The following is a 26,050-nucleotide window of genomic DNA, read 5'->3' on the forward strand; positions in this document are numbered from 1 at the left end:
ATATAATTTTATATATTGAGAATTTCAACGATCGCGGAAATATTCATGGCCTTGAGGATCGGGTTTCATCCGAACAATCTGCATCTTAGTCTCGCGGCCCGCTGGCCAGGGGCATTTGCGGATTTCGATCCCGAATTCGTGCCCTACCAGGAGGGGCGGGAGACGGCCGCCAAGCTTGCCGCCGGCGCTTTCGACATCGGTGGCACTGGGTCGACGCCGCCGATCCTGGCGGCTGCCTCCGGCCTGTCGGTAATCTATGTCGCCGGCTCGTCGCCAAGGCCCGCCAATGGGGCGATTTTGGTCAATCGCCAATCCGAAATTGAAAGCCTGGCGGATTTGAAAGGTCGGTCGGTCGCTCTCGTCGACGGCTCTTTCTTGACCTATTTTCTTGCCAAAGGTCTGGAGGAGGCCGGCTTCGAACTGCCGGACGTGCATCGCCACGACCTATTGCCGGTGCCGTCTCGCGACGCATTGAGATCCGGTGCGATCGACGCCTGGGTGGCGATGGCCCCGCATCTTGAGCAGTCGCTGTCATCAGGGGAGTTCCGGGTGCTTGCCCATTGCGGCGCGACCATCCCGAACCGGTCGACCTTTTGGACGATCAGCGAGCGTGGGCTGAGTGCCGATGTCATCGATGGCTTTGCGAGTGAGCTGGCGCGGATCGGCAACGCAATTCAATCCGATCCGGAAAAGGCGGCCGCACTTCTGTCCGAGAATGGGACTGAGGTGGAGCGGCGGGCCTGGACGCGCGTCGTCAATGAACGGGACTGGCATGTCGTTCCGGCCAGCGACGTGATCCTTCGCGAGCAGCAGGCGGAGGCCGATACCCTGTTCTGTCACAAGGACCTGGCGACCAGGCTTGAGATCGCAACCAACACCATCGCGGGGAATTCATAGCCATGAACGTTCTTTGGTACATGTGCGCGCCGGACGGCGCTTATCCGTGGAAGCCCGAGGGGTCACGCACGATCGACTACGGCTACTACAAGCAGTTGGCGCAAGCTTACGATCATCTCGGTTTCACCGGCGCATTGTTTGCAACGGGTGCCCACGATGTCTGGCCGCTGGCGGGGGCGCTGCTGCCATATACAGAGCGGATGAAGTTTCTTCTGGCATTCCATCCCGGTCTGATAGCCCCAACCTTGCTGGCCAAGATGGCCGCGACGTTCCAGGAGTTTTCCAACGGGCGACTGCTTCTGAACGTGGTATCCGGCGACGCCAAGATGCTGGGCGCTTACGGCATGACGCTGCCGCACGACGAACGTTATGACATGGCCGACGAGTATCTTACGGTCTGGCACCGCCTGATGGCTGGTGAAAGCGTGACCCATCACGGCAAGTATTTCCAGACGGAAGGCGCCAAGCTCGCGCTTCCGGCAGGCTCTTCCATCCCGGCGCCGCCGCTCTGGTTCGGCGGTTCGTCCGACAGCGCCATCGAGGTGGCGGCCAAACATGTCGACACCTACCTCTCCTGGGGCGAAACGCCTGAACAGATGGGCGAAAAGGTTCTACAGGTGAAAGCGCGGGCCGCCGCGCACGGGCGCGAGCTGAACTACGGCATCCGGCTCTATGTCATCGTGCGGTCGACCGATGCGAAGGCTTGGGAGGCCGCTGCCGACCTTTACGAACAGATGGATGATGCCGCCATTGCCGCCAATCAGCGTTTCGTGTCGAACACCGATTCCATCGGCCAGCAGCGCATGAGCCGTATGCACGGTGGTATCAAGCCGGACAATCTGCGAGACCTGGAGATATCGCCGAACCTGTGGGCGGGTATCGGTCTTGTCCGTCCCGGCCCGGGAACCGCGATCGTTGGATCGCCCGACACCGTCATCCGCACGCTCGAGGCCTATCAGGCCGTCGGCGTCGACACCTTCATTCTGTCCGGCATGCCACTGCTTGAGGAAGCCTATCGCTTCGGCGAGACGGTCCTGCCGAGATTACCGGTCGAGAGATTGATCCCGGAGAAGAAGCAGTTCACCTGGTCGACGCTGTTCGACCGCGACCTCTCGGGAAAGAAGGCGAATGGTTGATACCCGCTCTACCGGGCAGGCGCTGGACCGGCCTGCCGACCCGCAGATTGGGGGCCAAGGACGCAAGGTTCGCCTCGGTTCCCTCCGCCGTCTGGCATCACCGCTGGCCATCCTCGTTCTCTGGCAGCTTTTGAGCGTCGCCGGCCTGTTGCCGCCGCGCATCCTGGCATCTCCGGTTCAGATACTGGCCGCCGGGGCAAAGCTGACGGCATCGGGCGAGCTCGTCATTGGCCTTGGCGTGTCGTTTCTGCGTGTGGCAGTCGGTTTCTCCATCGCTCTCGTGGTGGGGGTATTGCTCGGCCTCATTTCCGGGCTTTCCCGCTTTGGGGAAACGATGATCGATCCGCCAATCCAGATGCTGAAGGCGATGCCGTTTCTAGGGCTTCTGCCGCTGTTCATCCTGTGGTTTGGCATTGGCGAGGTGCCGAAGGTCGGCATGGTGGCATTCGGCTGCGTTTTCCCGATTTATCTCACTCTGCACGGCGGCATTCGCGGCATTGATCGCAAGCTGATCGAGGCTGGAAAGACACTTGGTCTCGGAACGTTCGGGATCGTGCGCCATATCGTGATCCCCGGTGCGCTGCCGTCGTTGCTCGTCGGTGTCCGTTACGGTCTCAGCGTTGCCTGGCTCAGTCTCGTGGTCGGCGAACAGATCAACGCATCGAGCGGGATTGGCTACATCATGACCTATGCGCGTGACTTCCTGCAAACGGATGTGATTGTCGTCTGCCTTCTGGTTTACGCTGCGATGGGACTTTTGACGGATGGGCTGGTGCGGATCATCGAGGCCTATGCGCTGCGCTGGCGCCCAGTGGTGACCGCATGAGCGCGCTTGTCGATATTCAGGGCCTGAGCCGATCGTTCGGCGGTCCGGCGGTGCTCGATGGCATCGATCTTCAGATAAAACCGGGAGAGTTTGTCGCGCTGCTCGGACGCAGCGGCTCCGGAAAATCCACGCTTCTGCGCGTCCTGGCCGGGCTCGACGAGGCATGTGCGGAGAAAGCCGAGATCCCAGTCGGGCGCGCTGTCGTCTTCCAGGAGCCGAGGCTGATGCCGTGGAAGCGCATTATCGACAATGTCGCTCTCGGCGTGAAGTCCCCGAACGCTCGCGAAGCGGCCGAACAGGCGCTTGCCGATGTCGGACTGTCGCATCGCCGCGACGCGTGGCCCCTGACCTTGTCGGGTGGAGAGGCGCAACGGGCGGCACTCGCACGCGCGCTGGTCAGAACGCCGCAATTGCTGCTGCTCGACGAACCTTTCGCAGCGCTCGACGCGCTGACGAGGATCAGGATGCATGCACTTGTCGATGAGCTGTGGCGCAAGCATCGGCCGGCCGTGTTCCTGGTGACGCATGACGTCTGGGAAGCCGTGGCGCTGGCCGATCGGATTCTCGTCATCGATCAGGGGCGCTTCAGTCTGGAAATCAACGTCGATATTCCTCATCCTCGGCAGCGAAGCGACCCGCGAGCCACCCAAATCGAATCCGACCTGCTGTCGCAGCTTGGCGTCGAACAAAACCACCTTAAACACCATCAAGCCCCTCGGGCGGAACGGATGACACATCCATGAAGAAGCGTTCTTTTTTTAAGGCATTTGCGGCCGCCACCCTCCTGTCCCTGCTTGCGCCGATGGCACAGGCCGCGGATCAGGTCGTCAGGATCGGCTGGCTGCGTGGTCCGAACGATCTGACCCTTGCCAAGTCGCGGGGCACGCTGGAAAAGGCGCTGGCCGAAAAGGGCATCAAGGTCGAATGGGCCGGTCCCTTTCCGGCCGCCGCTCCGGCATTTGAAGCATTGAATGCCGGAAGCATCGATATCACTGCGGGCAGTTCGACATCGTCGATCGCGGCACTTGCCGCCAAGATTCCGCTTGTCGTCTTCGCCTACCAGAAGATGGCGGCCGGCTCCGAAGGTGTAGTGGTGAAGAATGGCGCCGGCATCTCGTCGCTGAAGGACCTTGCCGGCAAGAAGGTCGCCGTGAACCGGGGCGGGACCGGCGAATATCTGCTGATGCGTGGCCTCGAAAAGAACGGCGTCGATCCATCGACCGTCACGCGCGTTTATCTGAGCCCCAGCGACAGCGGACCGAGCTTCACTCAAGGCCATGTCGATGCCTGGGCGACCTGGGATCCCTTCCTCACGATTGCCGAGAAAACCTATGACGGTAAAGTCCTTGCCGACGGCGCGGCGATCGGGTCTGACAATGCCGTCGTGCTCGTCGCAAGCCGCGAGTTTGCATCCAAGAAGCTGGATCAGCTGCAAGCCATATTCGATGTCGTGAAGAGCGAGAACGCCTGGTCGCGGGCAAACAAGGCAGAGGCGGGCGCGATCTGGGCGAAAGAAATGAATATTCCGGCCGAACTTGGTGCAAAGATCGGCGAGAATAACGCCGTGCCGACGACCGCCGTCACCGATGCCGATGTCAAGCAGATCGGCAATATAGCTGAATGGTATGTGAAGAGCGGCATCATCCCGGCAACGCCGGATATCGCCGCCGGGGTGATCACCCTGAAGTAGGCCGCACCTTCAAATTGTCTCGACGGGGGCACCAAAGGTGCTCCTGCCGAATGTTTGTGGATTGAGCGAGCAGTTAGCCGCTCGTTGCTGTTGTTGTCTGCTGCCATCTGGTTCATGGCGGACGGACGACTGCTACAGACCACCAAGCCGAATGATTTTTTTGGAGGTCATAAGCATCCGCGGGCGGGAACCTTTCTTCAATCTGTTTTGAAATCGTGACAAAGGCTGATCGTTTACACGGGGGCGAAGATTGGACGCCGATAAGGGGTCAGTTCCCAGCGGAAATCGACATTATGTTTGTTCGTGTTGTTTCCCATCCTCTCCAAGGGGACTGCAAATCGCGTGATGCAGGTTGCGTCGGCAAGGAGCCTGCCTCAAATTCTTTGAGTTCGGCAACCTGGAGTAGATATTACCTTCCTTCCCGAGCGCTCCAGAAGAGATATGGTAATTCATATTATTGTAATCGCTGTATAAATGTTCTTTTTGAAGATTTATAAAGAATACTTTTGGTAGAATATGTCTGTGTTTCGGCGAAATTTAATTCGGCAATAACCAATTCTACACGGTTTATACCCATGGATTGTGATTTGTATCCAAGAATATCTTATGATAGAACATAGATAAGCTTGGAGGGTGGGATGTTATATCTGCGTCACGCCGTGACCGTTGTGTTGAGCGCGATGCTGCTCGCACCGGTGTCTTCGAAAGCCGCCGAGAAGGTCGGCCAGGCGGTGCTGATTAAAACCGAAGTTACGGGCGCAGGAGGTCCACTGACAGTCGATGACCCCGTCCACCGGGACGAGCGAATCCGCACCTCCCTTTCGGGCCTTGGACAGTTCACATTTCGAGACGGCACGAAATTGGCTGTTGGAGCCGGCTCGTCTGTCGTCATCGACAAATTCGTTTTCGATGACTCGGGCTCAGTCAAAAAGCTCACCATAAGGGCCGCAAAGGGCACTTTTCGCTGGATGAGCGGAAATTCAAACTCTTCTGCGTATCAAATCGTGACGCCCGCCGGAACGATCGGCGTGCGCGGGACGGCATTTGATTTTTATGTCGGGGCGAACGGCACGACTGCGATCGTTCTTTTGAATGGCGCCGCGCAGTTTTGCGGCGCGGGTGGCTGCAGGCAGTTGAAACAGCAATGCGACTGCGTTGTTGCTAAACGCAATGGCCAGATAAGTGATCCTAGCCGGGTCAACCGCGGCGTTCTCAAGACGCTCGGCAACCAGCGAGCTTTGCCGTTTCTGTCTGGGGATCAACGACTTTCGGGACGAATGGGCTTTTTTGGCGGCTGCGGTCTGTCGACGGCGATGAAAGATCGGCCCAACGGGATATCTCCGCGCAGCGCTCCGGCAAACAATCCTGCTCCGACACAGCACGATACGCCTAGCGTACCTAGCACGCCGAAATCGCCACGCGCCGAGACGCCCGCTGCACCTAGTCCGCGAGAAACTCCCAGCACGCCGAATCTCCCAAATCCGCCAAGCACGCCCGACAAACCGGACAAGCACGATGGCGATGAGGGCAAGCATCAGAATCATCATGACCATCATCATGGCAGAGGCGACCATGGGTGGGGGGATCACAACCGCGGTGACCAAGACAGCGATGGCCATGACGGCGATCGTGGCGATCACGGCGGCGGGCACCACCATCGGTAGCACAGGAGGAGTTGCGAGCGATGGCTACAAAATCAACTAGATGTCGGCCGCTTTGTCTGCAGGCTCGTCGACGAAGTGTCCGGCTCGGCGCGAAATCTGGCTGTAAAACTCGTGCAACAGTCCTGTCGTCGCGACCTGCGCCTTGAGTTTTGCTGCGCCGACAAGTTTGCGGCTGGTCGTTGACCGTGTTCGCAGGGCAGCGACAAGCCGCCTGTGCATGGCCTGAAGTTCGACAAAATCAGCGGTTTTCGCCAGGCGCGCATCACCGACCACCGCGAAGAGCTCGGTTCGCCTGCTCTTACCCTTCAGCGTCAGCGCTCCCGCCTCGAGCAGAGCGCAATCGGGCAGCAAGCTTGCTGTCGGTTCGGATACCAGAATGTCAAAATTGATATCCTTGCAGGCGGATTCGATACGCGCGGCAATGTTCACTGCATCGCCGACTGCGGTGTAATTGAAGCGTGTCTCGGCACCCATATTGCCGACGCATGCAAGCCCCGTATGTATGCCGATCCCTATTCCGACGCGCCGGGCGTCTCCGAATCCGAATGCATCGCTGTCGTTGAGGCGGGCAAGCGTTTCCCGCATGCCCAGGGCTGCTTGCACGGCTTTGCCGGCGTGGTCGGAGACATCGACGGGAGCGTTCCAGAAGGCCATGATTGAGTCTCCGATGAATTTGTCGAGCGTCCCTTCATTGACGATGACATGGTGGCTCAGCGCATCGAGCAGCGTGTTCAGAAACGCGACGACGGCGCTCGGGGTCATCTCCTCGCTGATCTGGGTGAAGTTTCGCACATCGACGAACATGACGGTCAGCTCGCGCTCGTCTCCTCCAAGGCGCAGGGCATTGCGCGTATGCTCGATGCGATGGAGCAGCGATGGTGAGAGATAGTGGCCGAAAGCCCGCCGCACGTCGCGCCGCTCCCGATCGATCACGAGAAAGCGGAATGCCGTCGCGGCGAAATGCGTGATCGATCCGGCGACGATCGGTGCCAGTGGGTCGAAGAGAAGCCCCCCATAAAGGAAGGCGAGCCAGGAGGCGACAAGGGCAAAAGAGGTAATCAGCAGGCCGCACGCAAGTGCGACGGCCGGATTGACGAAGGTGGTGAGGATCACCAGAAGGCCGCCCAGCACGGCGATGGACAGGATTTCCAGCCCGTCTGCCCAATCCGGCCGGGAAAGGAAGCGGCCTGAAAGGATCTGCTCGACGATCTGCGCATGGATGGAGACACCCGGCACGTTTTCACCAAGGGCCGTTGTGCGGACATCCTGGAGTCCTGAAGCAGAGGTTCCGACGAAAACGATACTGCCTTCGATGGCGGCTCTGATATCGGCGGAGACGTCTTCGGTCGCAAGTACCTTGCTTGCCGAAATATACCGTTCCGTAGTGTCGGGGCTGACATAGAGCCAGAGCTCTCCTGCCGCCGTTACCGGTACCACGAAATTCCCGATCTTGACCCGGGTCAGTGTATTCGGCGTGTCAGGCGCTGCGTCGAGTACGTAGGTGGAGGCTCCCTGTGCGACACGGAGCGCTTCGAGCGCAAGATTGGGGTAAAGCTGCTTGCCGTCGCTGAGGAAAAGCGGAACCGCGCGCACCACTGCCGATGATGCACCCGGATTGAGGCTGATATGACCGAGGCCTGCGGCATTGGCTTCTAATTGCGGCTGCAGCGGCGTCGCGGCCTTGATTGCGGACGGCGCATCGAAGGGATTTTCGCCGGTATAGGCAAAGCCTGCCTTCACCGATGGCAGATAGTTTCCCTCGTTGGAGAGGCCGAAGCCCAGCACCACCGGCCTTCCCGATAGCGATCGGGAAAAAATCTCATCATTATCCGGTAGCTTACCCAGCAGTGAGGGATCGATGCCGGTGACATCGCGAACGACATTGCGCGGCGACAGGCGGTCGGGCTCGGCGAAGAGGATATCGAAAGCGATAGCGGAGGCGCCCATATCGGAAAGCCTGTCCACAAGGGCGGCAATCCGGTTTCTCGGCCAAGGCCATTGACCGAATTCGCGTAGCGACGCTTCGTCTATATCGATGACCCGGACAGGTTGGTTCTCGAAGGTCCGGGGCACCAGGCGCTGATACTGGTCAAATGTCAAATCGCGGGCGAGCCTTAGCAACGGAGGATCGCTTGCGCGCAGGATCGTCAATGCTGTGACGAAGGCCAGGCCGATAACGACGCCAATTTGCTGCGCACGCGTCACCATTATGGTGTCAGCCCCTTTGCCCTGCATCCCCGGCAATAAGTAACGATTCGAAGAAATACAAAAATCTATTGGTCTGCTGCTGCGCCAAGGAAGAATACGCTGCCTTGTTCCCAGGCACGATGCAATGATCAAAATATCGAAGAGATAGGGAACAGAATTTTTGCACGGCAATATCCGGTTCTGTCACAAATCCTATTCGCGGATAGAAAACGCCTTACGCTGGACGAATTTCAGGCGGCCATTGCCTCGAATTGCTCTTTGAGGGTTGGCGCTGGGTTGAAAGCGAAACGCCCTTGCCGCTTGCGCATCATCTGAACCATCTCGGGTACTGGCCAAGTTGTTCGACCTTGTCCTTGTCAACGCGGGCGAGGTCGAAACCCCGCCCGAGATTCTGCGTGCGAAGTCTCCTAGTGCCGTCCTTGCCGCGGCGTGTCCCAAGCTGCTGTTTCCATCCTTCCCGCTCAGATTGCGGCAGTGCGAGGGAATTGGCCATATTTCTGCTGCGCTGCGGCGACGAAATCGTCTTGACGGATTCGACTTCACAACCCTTAATAAACTGATCTGCTGGACCAACCAGTGGACCGGAGGGGAGCGATGGACGGAAGTCCGATCTTAAGCGAGGTACCGAATATCGCGCGGAGCCTCGCCCGCCGGACGGCGCGTGACGTCATCGCCGAGAAGCTGATGGTCCTGATCGCCACCAACATGTTGCGGCCGGGCGACGAGTTGCCGGGCGAGCGCGAATTGGCCAATGTTCTCCATGTCAGCCGCGAAACGGTGCGCGGCGCGATCCAGACGCTCGCCGGGCAGGGCATCATCGAGATTTCGCATGGCAGCCGCAGCCGCGTCTGCAAGGTCGATCTCAGCCACATCACGGTGACGATCGCTTCTCCTAACGCCATTGACAGCTACGATCTGGAATCGGTTCACGCAGCGCGTCTCCACATCGAACTCAAGGTCGTCGGCGATGCCGCCGAGCGGATCGATGAGGCGACGCTGGCAAAGTTGCAGGCGCTCTTGGAGGCGCAGCGTCTCGGCGGAGACGATGCGATGCGTTTCCTAATTTGCGACCGCGAGTTCCATGTTGCGATCTATCGCGCCTGTGGGAACCCGCTCCTCGCCGCTTTCGTCACCGATCTATACACCTACATGATGCATTACCGGCGCAACGCCATGTCCAAGCCGGGCGCCATCGAGGCGAGCTATAGCGATCATCTCTCCATCTTCGAGGCCCTCACGCAGCATGACCGGGAGGCCGTCGTCGCGGCGTTCGAGCATCATCTGACGCGCATTTATGAAACGACCAGGATTCTGCTGGCCACCGACAAGGCGGTTCGAGCCAGCGAGCATGAGGAGATCTGACTGATATGCATGTGATGGTTATCGGGGCGGCCGGCATGATCGGCCGCAAGCTGGTGGAAAAGATCGCTCTGGAAGCGGAAGTGCTCGGCCGCGAGATCGACAGGTTGACGCTCGTCGATGTCATTGCGCCGCCGGTGCCGGCCGCGCTTGCATCCATTTCCACCGCCCTGACGGTCGATCTCTCCGACGCCGGCAGTGCGACCAGGCTTTCCGGCATGCGGCCGGATATGATCTTCCATCTCGCGGCGATCGTCTCCGGCGAGGCCGAGGCGGATTTCGACAAGGGCTACAGCACCAATCTCGACGGCACGCGGTCGCTGTTCGAAGCCATCCGGCACGAGGGGCAGAAGGAACCTTACAGTCCCCGCGTCATCTTTGCCTCGTCCATCGCTGTTTTCGGGCAGCCCTTTCCGGACAAGATCGGCGACGATTTCTTCACGACGCCTCTGACGAGCTACGGTACGCAGAAGGCGATCTGCGAACTCCTGCTTTCCGATTATTCGAGGCGGGGGATCTTCGACGGCATCGGCATTCGCCTGCCGACGATCTGCATCCGGCCCGGCAAGCCCAACAAGGCAGCCTCGGGCTTTTTCTCGAACATCCTGCGCGAGCCTCTTGTCCATCAGGAAGCCGTGCTGCCGGTGGATGAGAATGTCCGACACTGGTTTGCCAGCCCCCGTTCCGCGGTCGGCTTTTTCATCCACGCCGCGCGGATCGACAGCAACAGGATCGGGCCGCGCCGAAATCTCACCATGCCCGGCCTGTCCGCGCTTGTCGGCGAGGAGATCGAGGCGCTGCGCCGCGTCGCGGGCGAAAAAGCGGTCAAACTCATCCGCCGCGAGAGCGATCCCGTCATCCGCTCAATCGTTTCGGGATGGGCAACGGATTTCGATGCGCAGCGCGCGACGGCGCTCGGTTTCAGGGCGGAAACCAATTTCGATGAGATCATCCGGATCCATATCGACGATGAGCTTGGAGGGAATATCTGAGATGCCGCAATCCGCAACCGCGCAAGGACCCCAGATCGCTCTTGTCACCGGCGGAGGCACCGGCATCGGCCGCAGCATCGCCAGGGCGCTGAGCGCCGAGGGCTATGCCGTTGTCATCACCGGCCGCCGCAGCGATGTGCTGGAAAAAGCCGCCAGTGAACTTGCTGCCGAGACCGGCGGTACGATACGGGCGATCGCTTGTGATATCGGCGCCGCCGAGCAGGTCGCTGACCTCTTCGGCAAGGTCAAAGCCGAGTTTGGCCGGCTCGATCTTCTCGTCAACAATGCCGGCAGCGGCGCTCCGGCAATCCCGCTGGAAGACATCACCTTCGAGCAGTGGAGCGGCGTGGTCGCGGCCAATCTTACCGGCGCCTTTCTTTGCACGCAGCAGGCATTCAGGCTGATGAAGTCGCAGGAGCCTCGCGGCGGCCGGATCATCAACAACGGGTCGATTTCGGCGACGACGCCGAGGCCGAATTCCGCCCCCTATACGGCGACCAAGCATGCGATCACCGGCCTTACGAAATCGACCGCGCTCGACGGACGGCCATACGATATCGCCTGCGGCCAGATCGATATCGGCAACGCCGCGACCGACATGACCGCGAGGATGAGTTCGGGCGTGCTGCAGGCGAACGGGGAAATCGCCAGCGAACCGACCATCTCCGCCGAACATGTTGCTCGCGCGGTCGTCTACATGGCAGGCCTGCCGCTGGAGGCAAATGTCCTGACCATGACGGTGATGGCGACGAAGATGCCGCTCGTCGGCAGGGGATAGAATGTGAAGTCGAATTGGCGTGCATTCTGGCGGTGAATATCCCGGAGGAGGGGGCGACCGGTAGATGAAGCCAAAAATGGGGACAAGTTCTGGGAGGGGCTTTTATGGCAGGTGTCGAGTTTGTCGATGTCAGGAAATCATTCGGGGCGTTCCCGGTCATCAAGGGCGTGAACATCGAGATCGCGGACGGAGAGTTCGTGATCCTCGTCGGGCCGTCCGGATGCGGAAAATCGACGCTTCTGAGAATGCTTGCCGGGCTTGAGAATATTTCCGCCGGCGAGATCCGTATCGGCAATCGTGCCGTCAACGCGATCCCGCCAGGAGACCGCGACATAGCGATGGTGTTTCAGAACTATGCGCTCTATCCGCATATGTCGGTGGCGCAGAACATGGCTTTCTCGCTGATGCTCAAACGCTCGCCGAAAGCCGACATGGATCAGCGCGTCAACAAGGCCGCGGAAATCCTGGGTCTTACCAAGCTTCTCGACCGCTATCCGCGCCAACTCTCGGGTGGCCAGCGCCAGCGTGTCGCTATGGGCCGGGCAATCGTGCGCGATCCGCAGGTCTTCCTCTTCGACGAACCGCTTTCCAACCTTGATGCCAAGCTTCGGGTCGCCATGCGCGCGGAGATCAAGGAGCTTCACCAGCGTCTCGGCACCACGACCGTCTACGTCACGCATGATCAGATCGAGGCGATGACGATGGCCGACAAGATCGTCGTCATGCATGATGGTGTCGTGGAGCAGGTGGGAAAGCCGCTCGACCTCTACGATACGCCCGCCAATCTCTTCGTCGCCGGCTTTATCGGTTCGCCGGCGATGAACATGATCAAGGGCCGGCTCAATTCGGAGAATAGCAGCCAGTTCATCGCCTCGGACGGAACCGTCCTGCCGGTCGCGAACCCGCCTGCAAGCGCAAAGGGTCGCGATCTCGTCTATGGGTTGCGCCCGGAATATATTGCGCTCGACCCCAACGGCCTGCCGGCGGAGATCACCGTGATCGAACCGACCGGCTATGAGACGCAGATGATTGTCCGGTTTGGCGGCAGCGACGTCAACTGCATCTTCCGGGAGCGGATCGATGCCCGACCCGGCGATACGCTGCGCATCTCCATCGATGCGCCGCATGTCCATCTGTTCGATGCCGAAGGCGGGCAGAGATTAAGTATCTGATGCCGCTTCAACGGTGAGCGGGAGGAAGAGGAGTCTTTCTGCTCATCCGTCGATGCGGAGGCATCCGGCACGCTCGGATGCAATGGTCGTCGTTCACCAAGCGGGAAGGTGGGCGCCGGGGGATTTGCTCCCGTTTCAAAGGAGGAGAATATCATGACATTCAAGAGACGTGACTTTCTTGCCGCCTCGGCGGCAGCAGCCGGTATCGCCGGCCTTTCGCCGCTCGGTATCCGCCCGGCTTTCGCCCAGGCCGAACCCAACTACACGCCCGAAAAAGGCGCCAGTCTCAGGCTTCTTCGTTGGACGCCCTTCGTCAAGGGGGACGAGGATGCCTGGATTGCAAATACCAAGAAGTTCACCGAGGCGACGGGCGTTGAGGTTCGTGTCGACAAGGAGAGCTGGGAGGATATTCGACCGAAGGCGGCCGTCGCCGCCAATGTCGGTTCCGGCCCGGACATGGTGATGTGCTGGTTCGACGATGCCCACCAGTATCCCGACAAGCTGGTCGATCTGACGGAACTGGCCAACTATCTCGGCAATAAATATGGCGGCTGGTATGACGGCCTGCGCGGCTATGCAACCCGCGGCGACAAGTTTATCGCCATGCCGCTGACCGCGATCGGCAATGCCGTCGTCTATCGCGATAGTCATGTGAAGGCTGCGGGCTTCAGCGAATTCCCCAAGGACACCGCGGGCTTCCTTGAGCTTTGCAAGGCAATGAAGGCCAAGGGCACGCCTGCCGGCTTCCCGCACGGCAAGGCTGTCGGCGACGGCAACAACTACGCCCATTGGCTGCTTTGGAGCCATGGCGGCAAGATGGTGGACGAAAGCGGCAAGGTGACGATCAACAGTCCCGAGACGCTGGAGGCCATCCATTATGCGAAGGAGCTTTATGCCACCTTCATCCCCGGCACGGAAAGCTGGCAGGACATCAACAACAACCGGGCCTTTCTTGCCGGACAGGTATCGCTGATCGCCAACGGTGTGTCGGTTTATTATGCGGCCAAGAAAGATCCGAAACTTGCCGAGATCGCGGCAGACATCCGCAGCACAAACTTCCCGATCGGCCCCATCGGCAAGAGCGTCGAGCTGCACCAGACGAGCTCGCTGCTTCTCTTCAGCCATACCAAATATCCGGAAGCCGCCAAAGCCTATATCAAGTTCATGATGGAAGGCGACCAGATGAACGCCTGGATACAGGGATCGAGCGCCTATTGCTGCCAACCCCTGAAGGCCTTTGCCAACAACCCTGTCTGGACCGCCGACCCGGTGCATGCGCCCTATGCCCGCGCTTCGGAAACGCTGCGTCCGAACGGCTATGCCGGTCCCCTGGGCTATGCGTCTGCAGGCGTGATGGCCGATTACGTGCTTGTCGACATGTTCGCCGCCGCCGTGACCGGCCAGCTGACGCCGGAGGATGCGATGAAGGAAGCCGAGCGCCGGGCGAACCGTTACTACAAGGTTTGATCCCGCGCGAAGATCTGCAGCATGCCGGCGACGGCATGCTGCGACCGCCCATCAGGAGGTAATACCATGTCGACCGTGACATCCGGGGATACGACGCGCAGTCCGATCAGATCGCTCATGCGAAACAATAATATGCTCGGCTTCCTCTTCATGTTGCCGGCCGCCATCTTTCTCGTTTGTTTTCTCACCTATCCGCTCGGGCTTGGGGTCTGGCTCGGTTTCACCGACACGCGGATCGGGCGCACGGGCAATTTCGTCGGATTGGAGAATTATGAATTCCTGGCTCAGGACTCCGTCTTCTGGCTGTCGGTCTTCAATACGCTACTCTACACCTTCGTGGCCTCCATCCTGAAATTCGTGCTCGGCCTTTGGCTGGCTCTGCTTCTCAATCAGCATCTGCCGTTCAAGTCGTTCTTCCGGGCGATCGTCCTTCTGCCCTGGGTCGTCCCGACGGTGCTGTCGGGGTTGGCATTCTGGTGGATCTACGATGCCCAGTTTTCCATTCTCTCATGGTCTTTGATGAAGATGGGCCTGATCGATAGCCCGATCAATTTCCTCGGCAATCCGATCAATGCGCGCATCTCGGTCATCGTCGCCAATGTCTGGCGCGGCATTCCCTTCGTGGCGATTTCGCTGCTTGCCGGTCTGCAGACCATTCCTGCTTCGCTTCAGGAAGCGGCATCTCTGGATGGCGCTACAAGCTGGCAGCGCTTCCGTCATGTGACGCTGCCGATGCTGACGCCGATCATCGCCGTGGTGATGACGTTCTCCGTGCTGTTCACCTTTACGGATTTCCAGCTCATCTATGTTCTGACCAAGGGTGGACCGGTCAACGCGACGCATCTGATGGCGACGCTTTCCTTCCAGCGCGGCATTCCCGGCGGTCAGCTCGGCGAGGGTGCGGCGATCGCCGTCGCAATGATCCCCTTCCTGCTTGCCGCCATCATGTTCAGCTTCTTCGGTCTGCAGCGCCGCAAATGGCAGCAGGGCGGACAGGACTGAGTTCGGGAGAACGCCATGAACACCAAACCCAACACCGCCACTCCGGTCCTGACCGACAATGTCGAAGGCATGAGCTATCTCAACCGACTGCCTCGACGCATCGTCGTGCTCTATCTGCCGATGGCGGTCTTCGTCTTCGTGCTGCTGTTTCCCTTCTATTGGATGGCCATAACGGCGATCAAGCCGAACGCGCAGTTGACCGATTACGACAATTACAGCCCCTTCTGGGTCGTCGAGCCGACGCTCGATCACATCAAATACCTGTTCTTCGAGACCTCCTATCCAGGCTGGCTCTGGAACACGATCCTGGTGGCGGTCGGATCGACGGCGCTGTCGCTGATCGCCTCCGTCTTCGGCGCCTATGCCATCGAGCGCATACGCTTTACCGGCTCGCGTTCGATCGGGCTGCTGATCTTCCTGGCCTACCTCGTTCCGCCGTCGATCCTCTTCATTCCCCTGGCCTTCATCGTCTTCAAGCTGGGGATCTACGATTCCAGACTGGCTCTGATCTTTACCTATCCGACCTTCCTCATCCCGTTCTGCACCTGGCTGTTGATGGGCTATTTCAGATCGATACCCTTCGAGCTGGAAGAAAGCGCGCTGGTCGATGGCGCCAGCCGGTGGCAGATCCTTATGAAGATCATCCTGCCGCTTGCCGTGCCAGGGCTCATATCGGCGGGCATCTTCGCCTTCACGCTTTCCTGGAACGAGTTCATTTATGCGCTCACCTTCATCCAATCCTCGGAGAACAAGACCATTCCGGTTGGCGTTCTGACGGAATTGGTGCGCGGCGACGTGTTCGAATGGGGCTCGCTGATGGCCGGTGCCCTATTCGGCTCATTGCCGGTCGTCATTCTCTACTCCTTCTTCGTCGACTACTACGTTTCGTCGATGACAGGTGCGGTGAAGGAATGAGGAAGGCCGACAGGGGCGAAGGTGCAGGTTTTGCTCCCAAGCCCTGGATCTAAGCGTCTGTGATCGTTTAATATGCAGGCCCATCACCCGTCGGCGGCGGTAAGTTGCCGGCGGGTTGTCTCTGTTTGGATTGCACACTGATTTCGCCGGAAAATCGTCCGCAGGCATCGCAAGGAGAGGGGACATTCCTGCGGTTCACAGTTGGTGGCGTTTGGCTTGACGGTGGTCTGGGAGCATTCAATAGAACTTGTCTTCTTCAGTCATAGTTTTGCAAGCATAGTAGCAAAGTATGATGTAATATATAATTTACATAATATTATGATATCCGGTATTTCTCCGCGATTATTCTCGGGATTACTGATGATGTTTACGCAATGTAAACCATATTGTCGCAGCAATGTAGCATCAGGTGGAGACCGGGGTGTGGGCGGATGATTGAGCGCCCGGAAATTTCGGGATGATTGAGGGTCGGTAATATCAGGCCCTCATCCGGTGCAACGTTCCCTTGCCCTGTTTGCCGCTGAAGCTTGGCGTCAGCAGCAAAAATTCAAAATCTCGGGTGGGGAACCTTCATGGCAAGTCTGAAAGCATTCGGCATCGTTACGCGCTTGGCGGCAGGATTTGGCTTCCTGCTCATTCTGATGATCGGTCTGACATTTTACTCAACCGGTCAGGTCGGGAAGATCGATCACAATCTCGGATTGATCAATGACATCAACAGCGTAAAGCAGCGCTACGCGATCAATTACCGAGGCAGCGTTCACGATAGGGCAATTGCGATCCGGGACGTAACGCTCGTGACATCTGCGGATGAACGGCAAACTGCTGTGAAGGTTATCGAGAAGCTCGCCTCGACCTATTCCGAAAATGAAAAGAAGATGGCGGAGATGATCGCTTCGCCGGCCGGTGCGACAGCGGAGGAGAAGGCGATTCTCGACGAAATCGCCGGAGTTCAGGCCAAGACCAATCCGTTGGTTGCCGAGATCATCGGGCTTCAGGAAAAAGGCGATGGAGACGCAGCCCGCAAGATCCTTCTGGAACAGGCCAGACCTCAATTTGTCGCCTGGCTGAAAGCGATCAACAAGTTCATCGACTATCAGGAAGCCCTGAACAAATCGATCGGAAGCGAGGTTCAAAGCGCTGCCGGCGGCTTCCATTCGCTCGCTTTGACTGCGCTCGGTATTGCTATTCTCCTGGCATTTGTGGCCGCCGCATTTACGGCGCGCTCCATTACCGGGCCGCTGGACAAACTCCAGAATTCGCTGCGGTCGATGGCGGAAGGCAACATGGAAGGCGACCGCAAGCTGGAAAAGCGTGGCGATGAAATCGGCATGCTGGCCCGCGCCGTCGCTGCACTTCGGGATGCAATCTCGGCCAAGGCCGAGCGAGACGCGGATACAGAGGCGACGCGGGCCATTGGCGAACGCAAGAGGCTCGAAGCTGAGGCTGCGGAACGCAATGCCTTGTCGGAACAAACCAATGCCGCTGTGAACCAGCTGGCCGATGGCCTTCAAGGGTTGGCAGACGGCGACCTGACACGTCAGATTACGAGCCCGTTCATTCCATCGCTCGACCAGCTGCGCGTCGATTTCAATCAGGCGGTGGAGAGACTGCGACTGGCGATGCAAAAGGTCGCCGCGAATGCGAGCGCCATCGCATCGGGTGCGCAGGAAATTCGCTCCGCCTCCGACGATCTTGCGAAGAGGACGGAACAACAGGCCGCCTCGGTGGAGGAAACCGCCGCAGCGCTGGAAGAGATCACGATCACCGTGTCGGGGTCGAGCAATCGCGCGCAGGAAGCCGGTCATCTCGTGCGCAAGACAAAGGAAAGCGCCGAGCACTCCGGCCGCGTTGTTCGTAGCGCCGTCGAAGCCATGGGCAAGATCGAAACGTCCGCGATCGAAATTGGAAACATCATTGGCGTCATTGACGAGATCGCCTTCCAGACCAATCTCCTTGCGTTGAATGCAGGGGTTGAGGCAGCGCGCGCTGGTGAAGCGGGAAAAGGCTTTGCCGTCGTTGCGCAGGAAGTGCGCGAGCTTGCCCAGCGCTCGGCAAAGGCCGCGAAAGAGATCAAGGACCTGATCAACACGTCAAACGATCATGTTCGAAACGGTGTCTCCCTGGTTGGTGAAACCGGAAAGGCGCTGGAAGAGATTGTCGTCCAGGTTCAACAGGTTGACGGCAATGTCGGGGCTATCGTGGAGGCTTCGCGGGAACAAGCAACGGGTCTCAAGGAAATCAACACCTCCGTCAATACGATGGATCAGGGTACGCAGCAGAACGCTGCAATGGTCGAGCAGGCCACGGCCGCGGCCCATAACTTGGCGTCCGAGGCAGAAGCCTTGTTCCAACTGTTGTCGGAGTTCAGAATAAGCGGTCAAAGTATCTCCAATCGCGGCAAACCCGCTGCTATTGCTGCTGCGGGTACGACATCGAAGCCCATCACGTCGCCGGCACGCCGCCTCACCGCGAAGCTGGCTACCGCTTTTCAGGGAAATGCGGCTAGCTCGGACGGAAGCTGGGAGGAATTTTGATAACCTCCATCCTTTCGGCAAAGCAGTAATTTCGCAGTTGTTGAGGTCTTGCCGCAAGCCCGGCACCCGTCATGGTGCTTCGGTCTTCGCGGCGGTTTCCGCCACCTGCGCGCGCCACTGCCTGACCAGTTCCCGCCGCTGCCCCGGATAGCGATCGGCCAGGAGTTCAGCCCTTTGGATCCGGTCGGCGCGAAATATCCGGAAGTCTCCTCGCAGTTCGCACCAACCGGCAATGATCCGCCTGGAATCGAAGAATGCGACAGCGATCGGCCAGATGACACGCTCGCTGTCGGCATCCTTGGCATCCCGATAGACGATGCGGAGCTTCATCTGCTGCTGCATGGCCTGACGCAGAATCTTGAGATCGATCGCGGGTGCGGCAAGCGATGGGCGTGAGATATGGAAGTCGTTGTCGTTCAGTTTGCGCCGGAGTTCTAAGGGAAGTACGGCTTCGATTTTGGAGAGGGCGTCCTGCGCTGCGGAGTGCAGTTCCTCGTCGGCTTGCCGGCTGACCCACTGCACGCCGAGCGCAATTGCCTTGATCTCCTCTTGCGAGAACATCAGCGGCGGCAGCATGAAACCCGGTCTCAACACATAGCCAAAACCGGGCTCGCCTTCGATCTCCGCGCCTATGGACTGCAGGAGTATGATATCCCGGTAGATCGTTCGCAACGACACGCCCGTCTCCTGGGCGAGATAGTTCCCGGTCACTGCTTGCCGATGGCGGCGCAGAATCTGAAGAATTTCGAACAATCTCTGGCTTTGGGACATTGTGGCATCCTCGCACAGATCGTACCGAAATCCACCGACCTGCAGATTGGGTGTGATCGGACCTAATCCATACGGACCAAAACCTTTCCGGTGACTTTATAACCGCTTTCGAGGGCCGTCAGCACGCGGATTGCGTCGATCAGCGGCACGATTTCTCCGATTGGAAGTTGCAGCTTACGCTTGGCGGCCGCCTGAGCAAGGCCATCCAGGATATCGGCCCTTGCCGAGCAAACGATTGGCTTGAGTTTTCGATTGAAGATGGCGCGAATGAACTTGCCGGGCGTGGGGTCGATGTCGAGGAATACACCCCCCTGGCGTAGGAGGCCTAATCCGGTCGCCACCTTCATGGTGCCGGCGGTGTCGTAGACGACATCGAAGCGGTCGCGGATCTTCGATAGATCGGTCGTCCGATAGTCGAACAGCGGCTCTACCCCCAATTCGCGGGCACGCGACATGGCGGCTGCGCTACAGCTACCCGCGACCGTCGCTCCCAGCATCAACGCGAGCTGGACAGCCGCCTCGCCAACAGCACCAGTGCAGCCATTGATGAACACACAGTTGCCGGCCATCACCTTCGCTTTGTCGACAATACCGTTCCACGCGGTCACACCCGGCGTTCCCAGGCATGCAGCCTCCTCGAACCATATAGCCTCCGGTTTATGGGCAAGGAAGGTTTCGGGAGCGATCACGGCTTCGCCAAGTGCTCCGCCATCCTTAATGTGAGCGGAGCCGAACACCGCATCGCCACGCTTGAAGCGGGTCACGCCGGGGCCGACCGAGATCACGGTTCCGGAAAAATCGCTGCCCATGGCGCGGGGGAACTTTTTCCCCGTCACCATTTTCAGGTAACCGTTGCGTACCTTCCAGTCTATCGGGTTGATGGCGGCGAAGTTGACCTTCACCGCAACCTCCTGGTTACCCAGGACGCGAAGCTCGAAATCTGCGAACTTCATCACTTCCGGACCACCATATTGGTCATATTGGATCTGCTTCATAGTCGGCATTTCTCTTGAGGGTTGCTTCAACGACTTCGGCTAGCGGCGTGCTCAGTCGTCCGAGACGGCGCGGCAAATCGGCACTTTCAGTATGCCGTTCACCATGCCGGATACAGAGTTCGTGGCTGGCGGTGCCGATTGCAAACAGCGGCAACGATGTCGTTGGTTGTTACGCCGCGGCGCACTAGAGTTTCAATCACGAGCCGCCCATGGCGGCCCGTCGTTACAATGTGATCATCCTGGGATGCGCTTGGACGGCGGCGGCCTAGGGCTGCTTGATTGTCGCCATATAGGCGGCGTAGGGCGTCGGATCGTAGATCACTTGGGAGGATGCAATCTTGCCATCCTTGATCTTGATCAACTCGGCGACAATTGAATGCGGGACGGGATGAGTTTCAACCTGATAGACAATAGCGGCCTGCTCATCGTCGCCATATACGGCCAGGACGTCCATCTTCTTGAGCATGCGGGCAAAGCCGTCCTGGAAGCCACGAAATGCCTGCATACCGGTGATCGTCCCGATCGGAGAGATGCAGACGACATCTTCAGCCGAGATCTTGACAATGGCGTCGACGTCCTTGTTTGCCATTGCTTCGATGTAGGTGCGAGCGATCTTCGCGGCGGCTCCGTTGTGTTCAGCCATGATTGTATCCTTTCGTAGTGATGTGTGGCTGAAACAGTTCTAGGCTGGGCCAGTGACATCTAATGTCAGTAGGATACGGTTTCTGATTGTGTATATTTGAGTTATACAACTTTTAGATGATTTCGCTTGCCGGATAGCTGCCCGCCGCAGGTGAGCTAGCCGGCGCCGGCATTTCCGTCGTTCAGCGACGGCGGTCCTCTGTCGTCTCTAGCGGCATAGGAGGAGTCTTTCTCCCGTAACCTTGCAATTTTCGCCGATACAACCTCGGCGACAAACTCCGTCGCCGTAGGCACACATAAGTCTACGATCGAAAAATTGTATTTTATAAATATTGCGAATGTGTACAAAGAAAATACAATTTTGTTGACTCACCCCTGAGTGCATGCAAACTTTCGGACATCGGCCGCCAAACTCGCCTCAGAGCGGCCCTGAATTGTCCGGAGGTTCTCGATGAAAAGCAGCAAGAGCAGTCTGTACGACGACCTGAAGCGTCAGATTCTGACCATGGAACTTGATCCGGACGAGGACCTGGACGAGGCAAGTCTGAGTGAGCGCTATGGGCTTTCGCGCACGCCGGTGCGGGAGATTTTCCGCCGTCTTGCGGGCGAAGGATATGTCGATATCCGCGAGAACAAAGGTGCTCGGGTCATCCCGATGAACCACTCGACGCTCAGGAACTTCTTTCTCGTCGCTCCGATGATCTACGCGGCGATCGGCCGTCTGGCGGTCCAGAACTTCAAGCCCAAGCAGCTTTCCGATCTCAAGGATACCCAGGAGCGCTTTCGCGCGGCAAGCCAATCCACCGACCCGCTTGCCATGGTTCTGGAGAACAATCGCTTTCACGAGATCATGGGCGAGATGTCAGGCAATGTTTACCTGCAGCCCAGTCTCGGACGGCTTCTCATCGATCACGCCCGCATCGGCCATACGTTCTTCCGGCCACGCAACGAAAACATGAATACGCGCTTGAGGCTGTCGGTCGAACATCACGACGGCTTCATTGCCGCGATCGCCGCCCACGATGAAGACGCCGTGGTCGATCTTGTTTTCGAGCATTGGGAACTCTCCCGCGAGAACATGGAGATGTTCATCGCACCTGAAGGATTGAAGGCGGACGCGCTCGTCGGGGCCGTCTCCGCATCGTTGGAGAAACAATCGTGAAATTTGAAGGCATCTATCCGCCAGCGGTTACGCCCTATGCGGCCGACGGCACTATCGACAGGCAGGCATTTGCCGATGTCCTGGAGTCCCTCGCCGAGGCCAAGGTTCATGGCATCATCGTCGGCGGTTCTACCGGCGAGTATTATGCTCAAACCGCGCAGGAGCGTTTCGATCTCGCAGCCTATGCGAAGGATGTCCTTGGAAGCCGGATGCCGCTGATTATCGGCACGGGTGCGACGCGCACCGAGGACTCCGTCGCGTACGCCAAGGCAGCCAGGGAAATCGGCGCAGACGCAATTCTCGTCTCCTCGCCGCCCTATGCCATGCCGACCGATCGGGAAAATGCCGTCCACGCGCTTGCGATCGATCGGGCCGCCAACCTGCCGATCATGCTCTACAACTATCCCGCCCGGATGGGCGTCTCCATGGGCGAGGAGTACTTCTCCCGCGTCGGCAAGTCGAAGAACGTCGTCGCCATCAAGGAAGCCTCCGGTGACATGGCGCGCGTCCATATGCTGGCGCGCGACTTTCCGCATATCGGCCTGTCCTGCGGCTGGGATGACCAAGCGCTCGAATTCTTCGCCTGGGGCGCCCAAAGCTGGGTCTGCGCCGGCTCGAACTTCCTGCCGCGGGAGCACGTCGCGCTCTATGAGGCATGCGTTCTCGAAAAGAATTTCGACAAGGGTCGCCGGATCATGTCCGCGATGCTTCCCTTCATGAACGCCCTCGATGGCGGCAAGTTCGTGCAGTCGATCAAGTTTGGCTGTGAGCTGAGCGGACTGAAGGTTGGTCCGGTCCGAGCGCCGCTTCGTCCCCTCAATTCCGAAGAGAAACGCGCGTTTCAAACCGTCGTCGCCAATCTCAAGCGCACGGTTGCGCAGATCACATCGGGAGCCAACCATGCATGACGTTCTGACCGCGGGTGAATATGCAGCAATAGCGCAGACGCTTGAGCTTCCCGGAAACGCCTTTATCAACGGCGCGTTTCGTCCGGCCGCATCCGGAAGAACCTACGAGACGATCAATCCTGCCACCGGCAAAGTCCTGACCTCCGTCGCTGCTTGCGATGCCGAAGATGTCGACTATGCCGTCAGCAAGGCCAAGGAAGCCTTCGATGACGGTCGCTGGCACCTGCGCTCGCCTGGAGAACGCAAGACGGTCCTTCTCAAATTCGCAAAGCTCCTGGAAGAAAACAGCCATGAGCTGGCGGTCCTGGAGAGCCTTGATAGCGGAAAGCCGATCCGCGAATGCCAGACGGTGGACGTACCGGATACGATCCACACGATTCGTTGGCATGCGGAACTGATCGACAAAATCTACGACAACACCGCTCCGGTCGGCGCAAACGCCTTGACGCTTGTCGTCCGCGAACCGATCGGCGTCGTCGGTTGTGTTCTGCCCTGGAACTTTCCTCTGCTGATGCTGGCCTGGAAGATCGGGCCTGCACTTGCCGCGGGATGCTCGGTGATCGTGAAGCCAGCCGAGCAGACCTCGCTGACGACCTTGCGTGTTGCCGAACTGGCCCATGAAGCCGGCGTTCCGGCGGGGGTTCTTAACATCGTCACCGGGACCGGCAAAGATGTCGGGGAGCCGATCGGCCTGCACAAGCATGTAGACATGGTCAGCTTCACCGGCTCGACGGTGACCGGAAGACGGTTCCTCCGCTACGCCGCCGACAGCAACCTGAAGCGCGTCGTCCTTGAATGCGGCGGCAAAAACCCTGCCGTCGTCATGGACGATTGCGAAGACATTGATCTCGTTGCCGAACAGGTCGTGGCCGGGGCCTTCTGGAACATGGGCGAGAACTGCTCGGCGACCTCAAGGCTCATCGTTCACGCGTCGATCAAGGACGAGTTGCTGACGCGTGTCGGCGCCTATCTGCGTGACTGGAAGATGGGAGATCCACTCGATCCGGAAAACCGCGTCGGCTCGCTGGTGAGCCCCGTGCATTTCGAGAAGGTGAAATCCTATCTCGATCACGCCGCCAAGGAGAAGCTCTCCGTGGTGTTTGGCGGCCAGACGGACAAGTCGATCTTCGTGGAGCCGACGGTGATCGATGGCGTCGATCGAAACAGTCGCCTGTTCCAGGAGGAGATCTTCGGGCCGATCCTGTCGGTCACCACCTTCACCACCCTGTCGGAAGCTATCGCATTGGCCAACGACACGCCCTACGGCCTGGCGGCGTCGGTTTATACCGGCAGCCTTCGCAATGCGATCAAGCTGTCCCGCGAAATCCGCGCGGGTGTGGTGACGGTGAATTGCTTTGGCGAAGGCGATGCGACCACGCCGTTCGGCGGTTTCAAGGAGTCCGGCTTTGGCGGCCGCGACAAGTCGATCCATGCACACGACCAGTACACCGAGCTGAAGACGATCTGGATCGACGTCTCGGATCGGTCGGTGGACGAGACGGTCAGATGACCACCAAGTCCGTCAAACGCCTGCCGGTGGAAAGCGGCATTTCGGGCTGGGAGGCGATCAGTCAGCGTTTGTTTCCGGTCCGGAGCCTGGGAGGCGACGTGACGGCGGACTGGCTGATCATCGGCGCGGGTTTTGCGGGCCTATCCGCGGCGCGTCGTCTGCTCGAACTTCGCTCGGACGACAGGATCGTCATCCTGGAGGCGAGCGAAGCGGGTAAGGGCACCGCGGGCCGAAATTCGGGCTTCATGATTGATGTTCCGCACAATCTCTCTTCCAGCGAATATTCGAGTGGCGGCACGGATGCCACTCGACTGGAGATGGCCCAAAACCGCTCTGCGATCGCCTTCGCCACACAGGCGGCTGACGAATACGGAATGTCGCGTGAGACTTTCGATCCCTCGGGCAAGATCAATGCTGCGGCGACGGCGCGGGGCATGAAGCTGAATCTAAGTTTCGGCCAGTCCCTGAAGGGTGCGGGCGAGAAGCACGCTTTCCTCAACGCGGCCGAGATGCGCGAAATCACCGGATCAGACTACTATCTCGGCGGGCTTTACACGCCGGGTGCGGTTCTGATCCAGCCGGCGGACTATATCCGCCAGTTTGCCGCCGGGCTTTTGAGCAAGGTGGAGATCCTCGAGCGTTCGCCCGTCACCTCGTTGAGGCGTGAGAATGGGACCTGGACGGCTGCATCCGCGCGCGGAACGGTCACTGCGCCCAAGGTGATACTGGGTGTGAACAGCCATATAGAAGATTTCGGCCATTTCCGCGGCCGCCTGATGCACATCTTCGCCTACGCCTCGATGACTGCGCCGTTTCCGGCGGAAGATTTCGGCCGCGATGTCTCGGGGCGCGACAGATGGGCGCTGCTTCCCGCTGACGCGATGGGGGCGACGGTTCGTAAGATCACCTCCGGCGGACAGTCGCGCATCGCGATCCGCACCAAATACACCTACGAGACGACCACCAGCGTAACGGATCGGCGCATGGCCAGGATGGCCGAAGAGCACAGGAGTTCGCTCGATGCGCGGTTTCCGGGTCTGAAGGGCATACCGTTTGCACATAGTTGGGCGGGGCGTCTCTGCCTTAGCCGGAACCACGTACCCGCCTTCGGCGAGATCGAGGAAGGGCTTTACTCCGCCTGCTGTGAAAACGGGCTCGGAACCGTGAAGAGCACCCTGGCTGGCATGATGGCGGCCGAACTGGCGACCGGGACCACGTCCCGGCATCTCGAACAGTACATGGATCACCCGCAGCCTGCGAGGCTACCGCCGGAGCCGTTCGCATGGCTCGGCATCAACTCGGTGATCCGATTGCAGGAATTGCGTGCTGGCCGCGAAGGATGACCTTTCAGCCGCGCAATGGCGAAGACCGAGCACGCTGCGGGTCTTCGATAAAAATGGGAACAAAAACTAGGAGAGA

Annotated in this window: 22 protein-coding genes; 18 read left to right on the top strand and 4 right to left on the bottom strand. The window is 59.2% G+C overall.

What is annotated here, in order from left to right:
- Window positions 1-45: 45 nt before the first annotated feature.
- The 6 genes from PMI03_RS25195 (at window position 46) to PMI03_RS31205 (ending at window position 6,213) form a co-directional block, all read left to right on the top strand.
- On the top strand, window positions 46-897 hold the full coding sequence (locus PMI03_RS25195) for an ABC transporter substrate-binding protein (RefSeq protein WP_007700273.1): 852 nt from the start codon (window positions 46-48) through the stop codon (window positions 895-897).
- Between the two features lie 2 nt (window positions 898-899).
- Window positions 900-2,033: an LLM class flavin-dependent oxidoreductase gene (locus PMI03_RS25200; protein WP_007700274.1), complete on the top strand. Its 1,134-nt coding sequence runs from the start codon at window positions 900-902 to the stop codon at window positions 2,031-2,033.
- A complete protein-coding gene (locus PMI03_RS25205) occupies window positions 2,026-2,859 on the top strand; it encodes an ABC transporter permease (protein WP_007700275.1) in 834 nt (277 codons plus the stop codon). Before PMI03_RS25200 ends, PMI03_RS25205 begins: the two co-directional genes overlap by 8 nt.
- Complete coding sequence (locus tag PMI03_RS25210) at window positions 2,856-3,602, top strand: ABC transporter ATP-binding protein (protein ID WP_007700276.1); 747 nt, start codon at window positions 2,856-2,858, stop codon at window positions 3,600-3,602. The genes PMI03_RS25205 and PMI03_RS25210 overlap by 4 nt, the downstream gene beginning before the upstream one ends.
- Window positions 3,599-4,549 carry an aliphatic sulfonate ABC transporter substrate-binding protein gene (locus tag PMI03_RS25215; RefSeq protein WP_007700278.1) on the top strand — a complete coding sequence of 317 codons (951 nt, stop codon included), beginning with the start codon at window positions 3,599-3,601 and terminating at the stop codon, window positions 4,547-4,549. The genes PMI03_RS25210 and PMI03_RS25215 overlap by 4 nt, the downstream gene beginning before the upstream one ends.
- A 638-nt stretch (window positions 4,550-5,187) precedes the next feature.
- Entirely contained in the window at window positions 5,188-6,213 is a 1,026-nt protein-coding gene (locus PMI03_RS31205; RefSeq protein ID WP_007700279.1) for a FecR domain-containing protein, read from the top strand.
- Between the two features lie 36 nt (window positions 6,214-6,249).
- On the opposite strand, the gene PMI03_RS25225 is transcribed toward PMI03_RS31205, so the two are convergent.
- Window positions 6,250-8,421: an adenylate/guanylate cyclase domain-containing protein gene (locus tag PMI03_RS25225; protein ID WP_309574482.1), complete on the bottom strand. Its 2,172-nt coding sequence runs from the start codon at window positions 8,419-8,421 to the stop codon at window positions 6,250-6,252.
- Window positions 8,422-9,015: 594 nt separating this feature from the next.
- On the opposite strand from PMI03_RS25225, the gene PMI03_RS25235 reads away from it, so the two are divergent.
- The 8 genes from PMI03_RS25235 to PMI03_RS25270 all read left to right on the top strand — a co-directional run bounded on the left by PMI03_RS25235 (window position 9,016) and on the right by PMI03_RS25270 (window position 18,643).
- Window positions 9,016-9,783, top strand: coding sequence for a FadR/GntR family transcriptional regulator (locus PMI03_RS25235; RefSeq protein WP_007700288.1), 768 nt, complete (start codon window positions 9,016-9,018; stop codon window positions 9,781-9,783).
- Between the two features lie 5 nt (window positions 9,784-9,788).
- Window positions 9,789-10,772, top strand: coding sequence for a D-erythronate dehydrogenase (gene denD / locus PMI03_RS25240; RefSeq protein ID WP_007700291.1), 984 nt, complete (start codon window positions 9,789-9,791; stop codon window positions 10,770-10,772).
- Between the two features lies 1 nt (window position 10,773).
- Window positions 10,774-11,550 (top strand): SDR family oxidoreductase, encoded by a 777-nt coding sequence (locus PMI03_RS25245; protein ID WP_007700294.1) that lies wholly within the window; start codon window positions 10,774-10,776, stop codon window positions 11,548-11,550.
- A gap of 104 nt (window positions 11,551-11,654) precedes the next feature.
- A complete protein-coding gene (locus PMI03_RS25250) occupies window positions 11,655-12,722 on the top strand; it encodes an ABC transporter ATP-binding protein (protein WP_007700298.1) in 1,068 nt (355 codons plus the stop codon).
- Between the two features lie 153 nt (window positions 12,723-12,875).
- Window positions 12,876-14,189, top strand: a complete 1,314-nt coding sequence (locus PMI03_RS25255; protein ID WP_007700301.1) for an ABC transporter substrate-binding protein — start codon at window positions 12,876-12,878, stop codon at window positions 14,187-14,189.
- Window positions 14,190-14,255: 66 nt separating this feature from the next.
- The gene (locus tag PMI03_RS25260) at window positions 14,256-15,191 is read left to right on the top strand and encodes a carbohydrate ABC transporter permease (protein ID WP_007700304.1); all 936 of its coding nucleotides are present in this window, start codon (window positions 14,256-14,258) and stop codon (window positions 15,189-15,191) included.
- 15 nt (window positions 15,192-15,206) lie between these two features.
- Window positions 15,207-16,106 (top strand): carbohydrate ABC transporter permease, encoded by a 900-nt coding sequence (locus tag PMI03_RS25265; RefSeq protein ID WP_007700307.1) that lies wholly within the window; start codon window positions 15,207-15,209, stop codon window positions 16,104-16,106.
- Window positions 16,107-16,678: 572 nt separating this feature from the next.
- Window positions 16,679-18,643, top strand: coding sequence for a methyl-accepting chemotaxis protein (locus tag PMI03_RS25270; protein ID WP_007700310.1), 1,965 nt, complete (start codon window positions 16,679-16,681; stop codon window positions 18,641-18,643).
- Between the two features lie 69 nt (window positions 18,644-18,712).
- Here PMI03_RS25270 and PMI03_RS25275 read toward each other — a convergent pair whose 3' ends face one another.
- The 3 genes from PMI03_RS25275 to PMI03_RS25285 form a co-directional block, all read right to left on the bottom strand.
- On the bottom strand, window positions 18,713-19,414 hold the full coding sequence (locus PMI03_RS25275; RefSeq protein WP_007700316.1) for a YafY family protein: 702 nt from the start codon (window positions 19,412-19,414) through the stop codon (window positions 18,713-18,715).
- Between the two features lie 62 nt (window positions 19,415-19,476).
- Complete coding sequence (locus PMI03_RS25280; RefSeq protein WP_007700319.1) at window positions 19,477-20,409, bottom strand: NAD(P)-dependent alcohol dehydrogenase; 933 nt, start codon at window positions 20,407-20,409, stop codon at window positions 19,477-19,479.
- 265 nt (window positions 20,410-20,674) lie between these two features.
- Window positions 20,675-21,052: a nuclear transport factor 2 family protein gene (locus PMI03_RS25285; protein WP_007700323.1), complete on the bottom strand. Its 378-nt coding sequence runs from the start codon at window positions 21,050-21,052 to the stop codon at window positions 20,675-20,677.
- A gap of 450 nt (window positions 21,053-21,502) precedes the next feature.
- On the opposite strand from PMI03_RS25285, the gene PMI03_RS25290 reads away from it, so the two are divergent.
- From PMI03_RS25290 to PMI03_RS25305, 4 genes are read left to right on the top strand one after another with little or no spacing between them, the layout of a single operon-like run.
- A complete protein-coding gene (locus PMI03_RS25290; RefSeq protein ID WP_007700326.1) occupies window positions 21,503-22,213 on the top strand; it encodes a GntR family transcriptional regulator in 711 nt (236 codons plus the stop codon).
- A complete protein-coding gene (locus PMI03_RS25295) occupies window positions 22,210-23,121 on the top strand; it encodes a dihydrodipicolinate synthase family protein (protein WP_007700329.1) in 912 nt (303 codons plus the stop codon). Before PMI03_RS25290 ends, PMI03_RS25295 begins: the two co-directional genes overlap by 4 nt.
- A complete protein-coding gene (locus PMI03_RS25300) occupies window positions 23,114-24,631 on the top strand; it encodes an aldehyde dehydrogenase (protein ID WP_007700332.1) in 1,518 nt (505 codons plus the stop codon). Before PMI03_RS25295 ends, PMI03_RS25300 begins: the two co-directional genes overlap by 8 nt.
- Complete coding sequence (locus PMI03_RS25305; protein ID WP_007700336.1) at window positions 24,628-25,974, top strand: FAD-binding oxidoreductase; 1,347 nt, start codon at window positions 24,628-24,630, stop codon at window positions 25,972-25,974. The genes PMI03_RS25300 and PMI03_RS25305 overlap by 4 nt, the downstream gene beginning before the upstream one ends.
- Window positions 25,975-26,050: the final 76 nt, after the last annotated feature.

This window comes from Rhizobium sp. AP16 (assembly GCF_000281735.1).
GTDB classification, from domain to species: domain Bacteria; phylum Pseudomonadota; class Alphaproteobacteria; order Rhizobiales; family Rhizobiaceae; genus Rhizobium; species Rhizobium rhizogenes.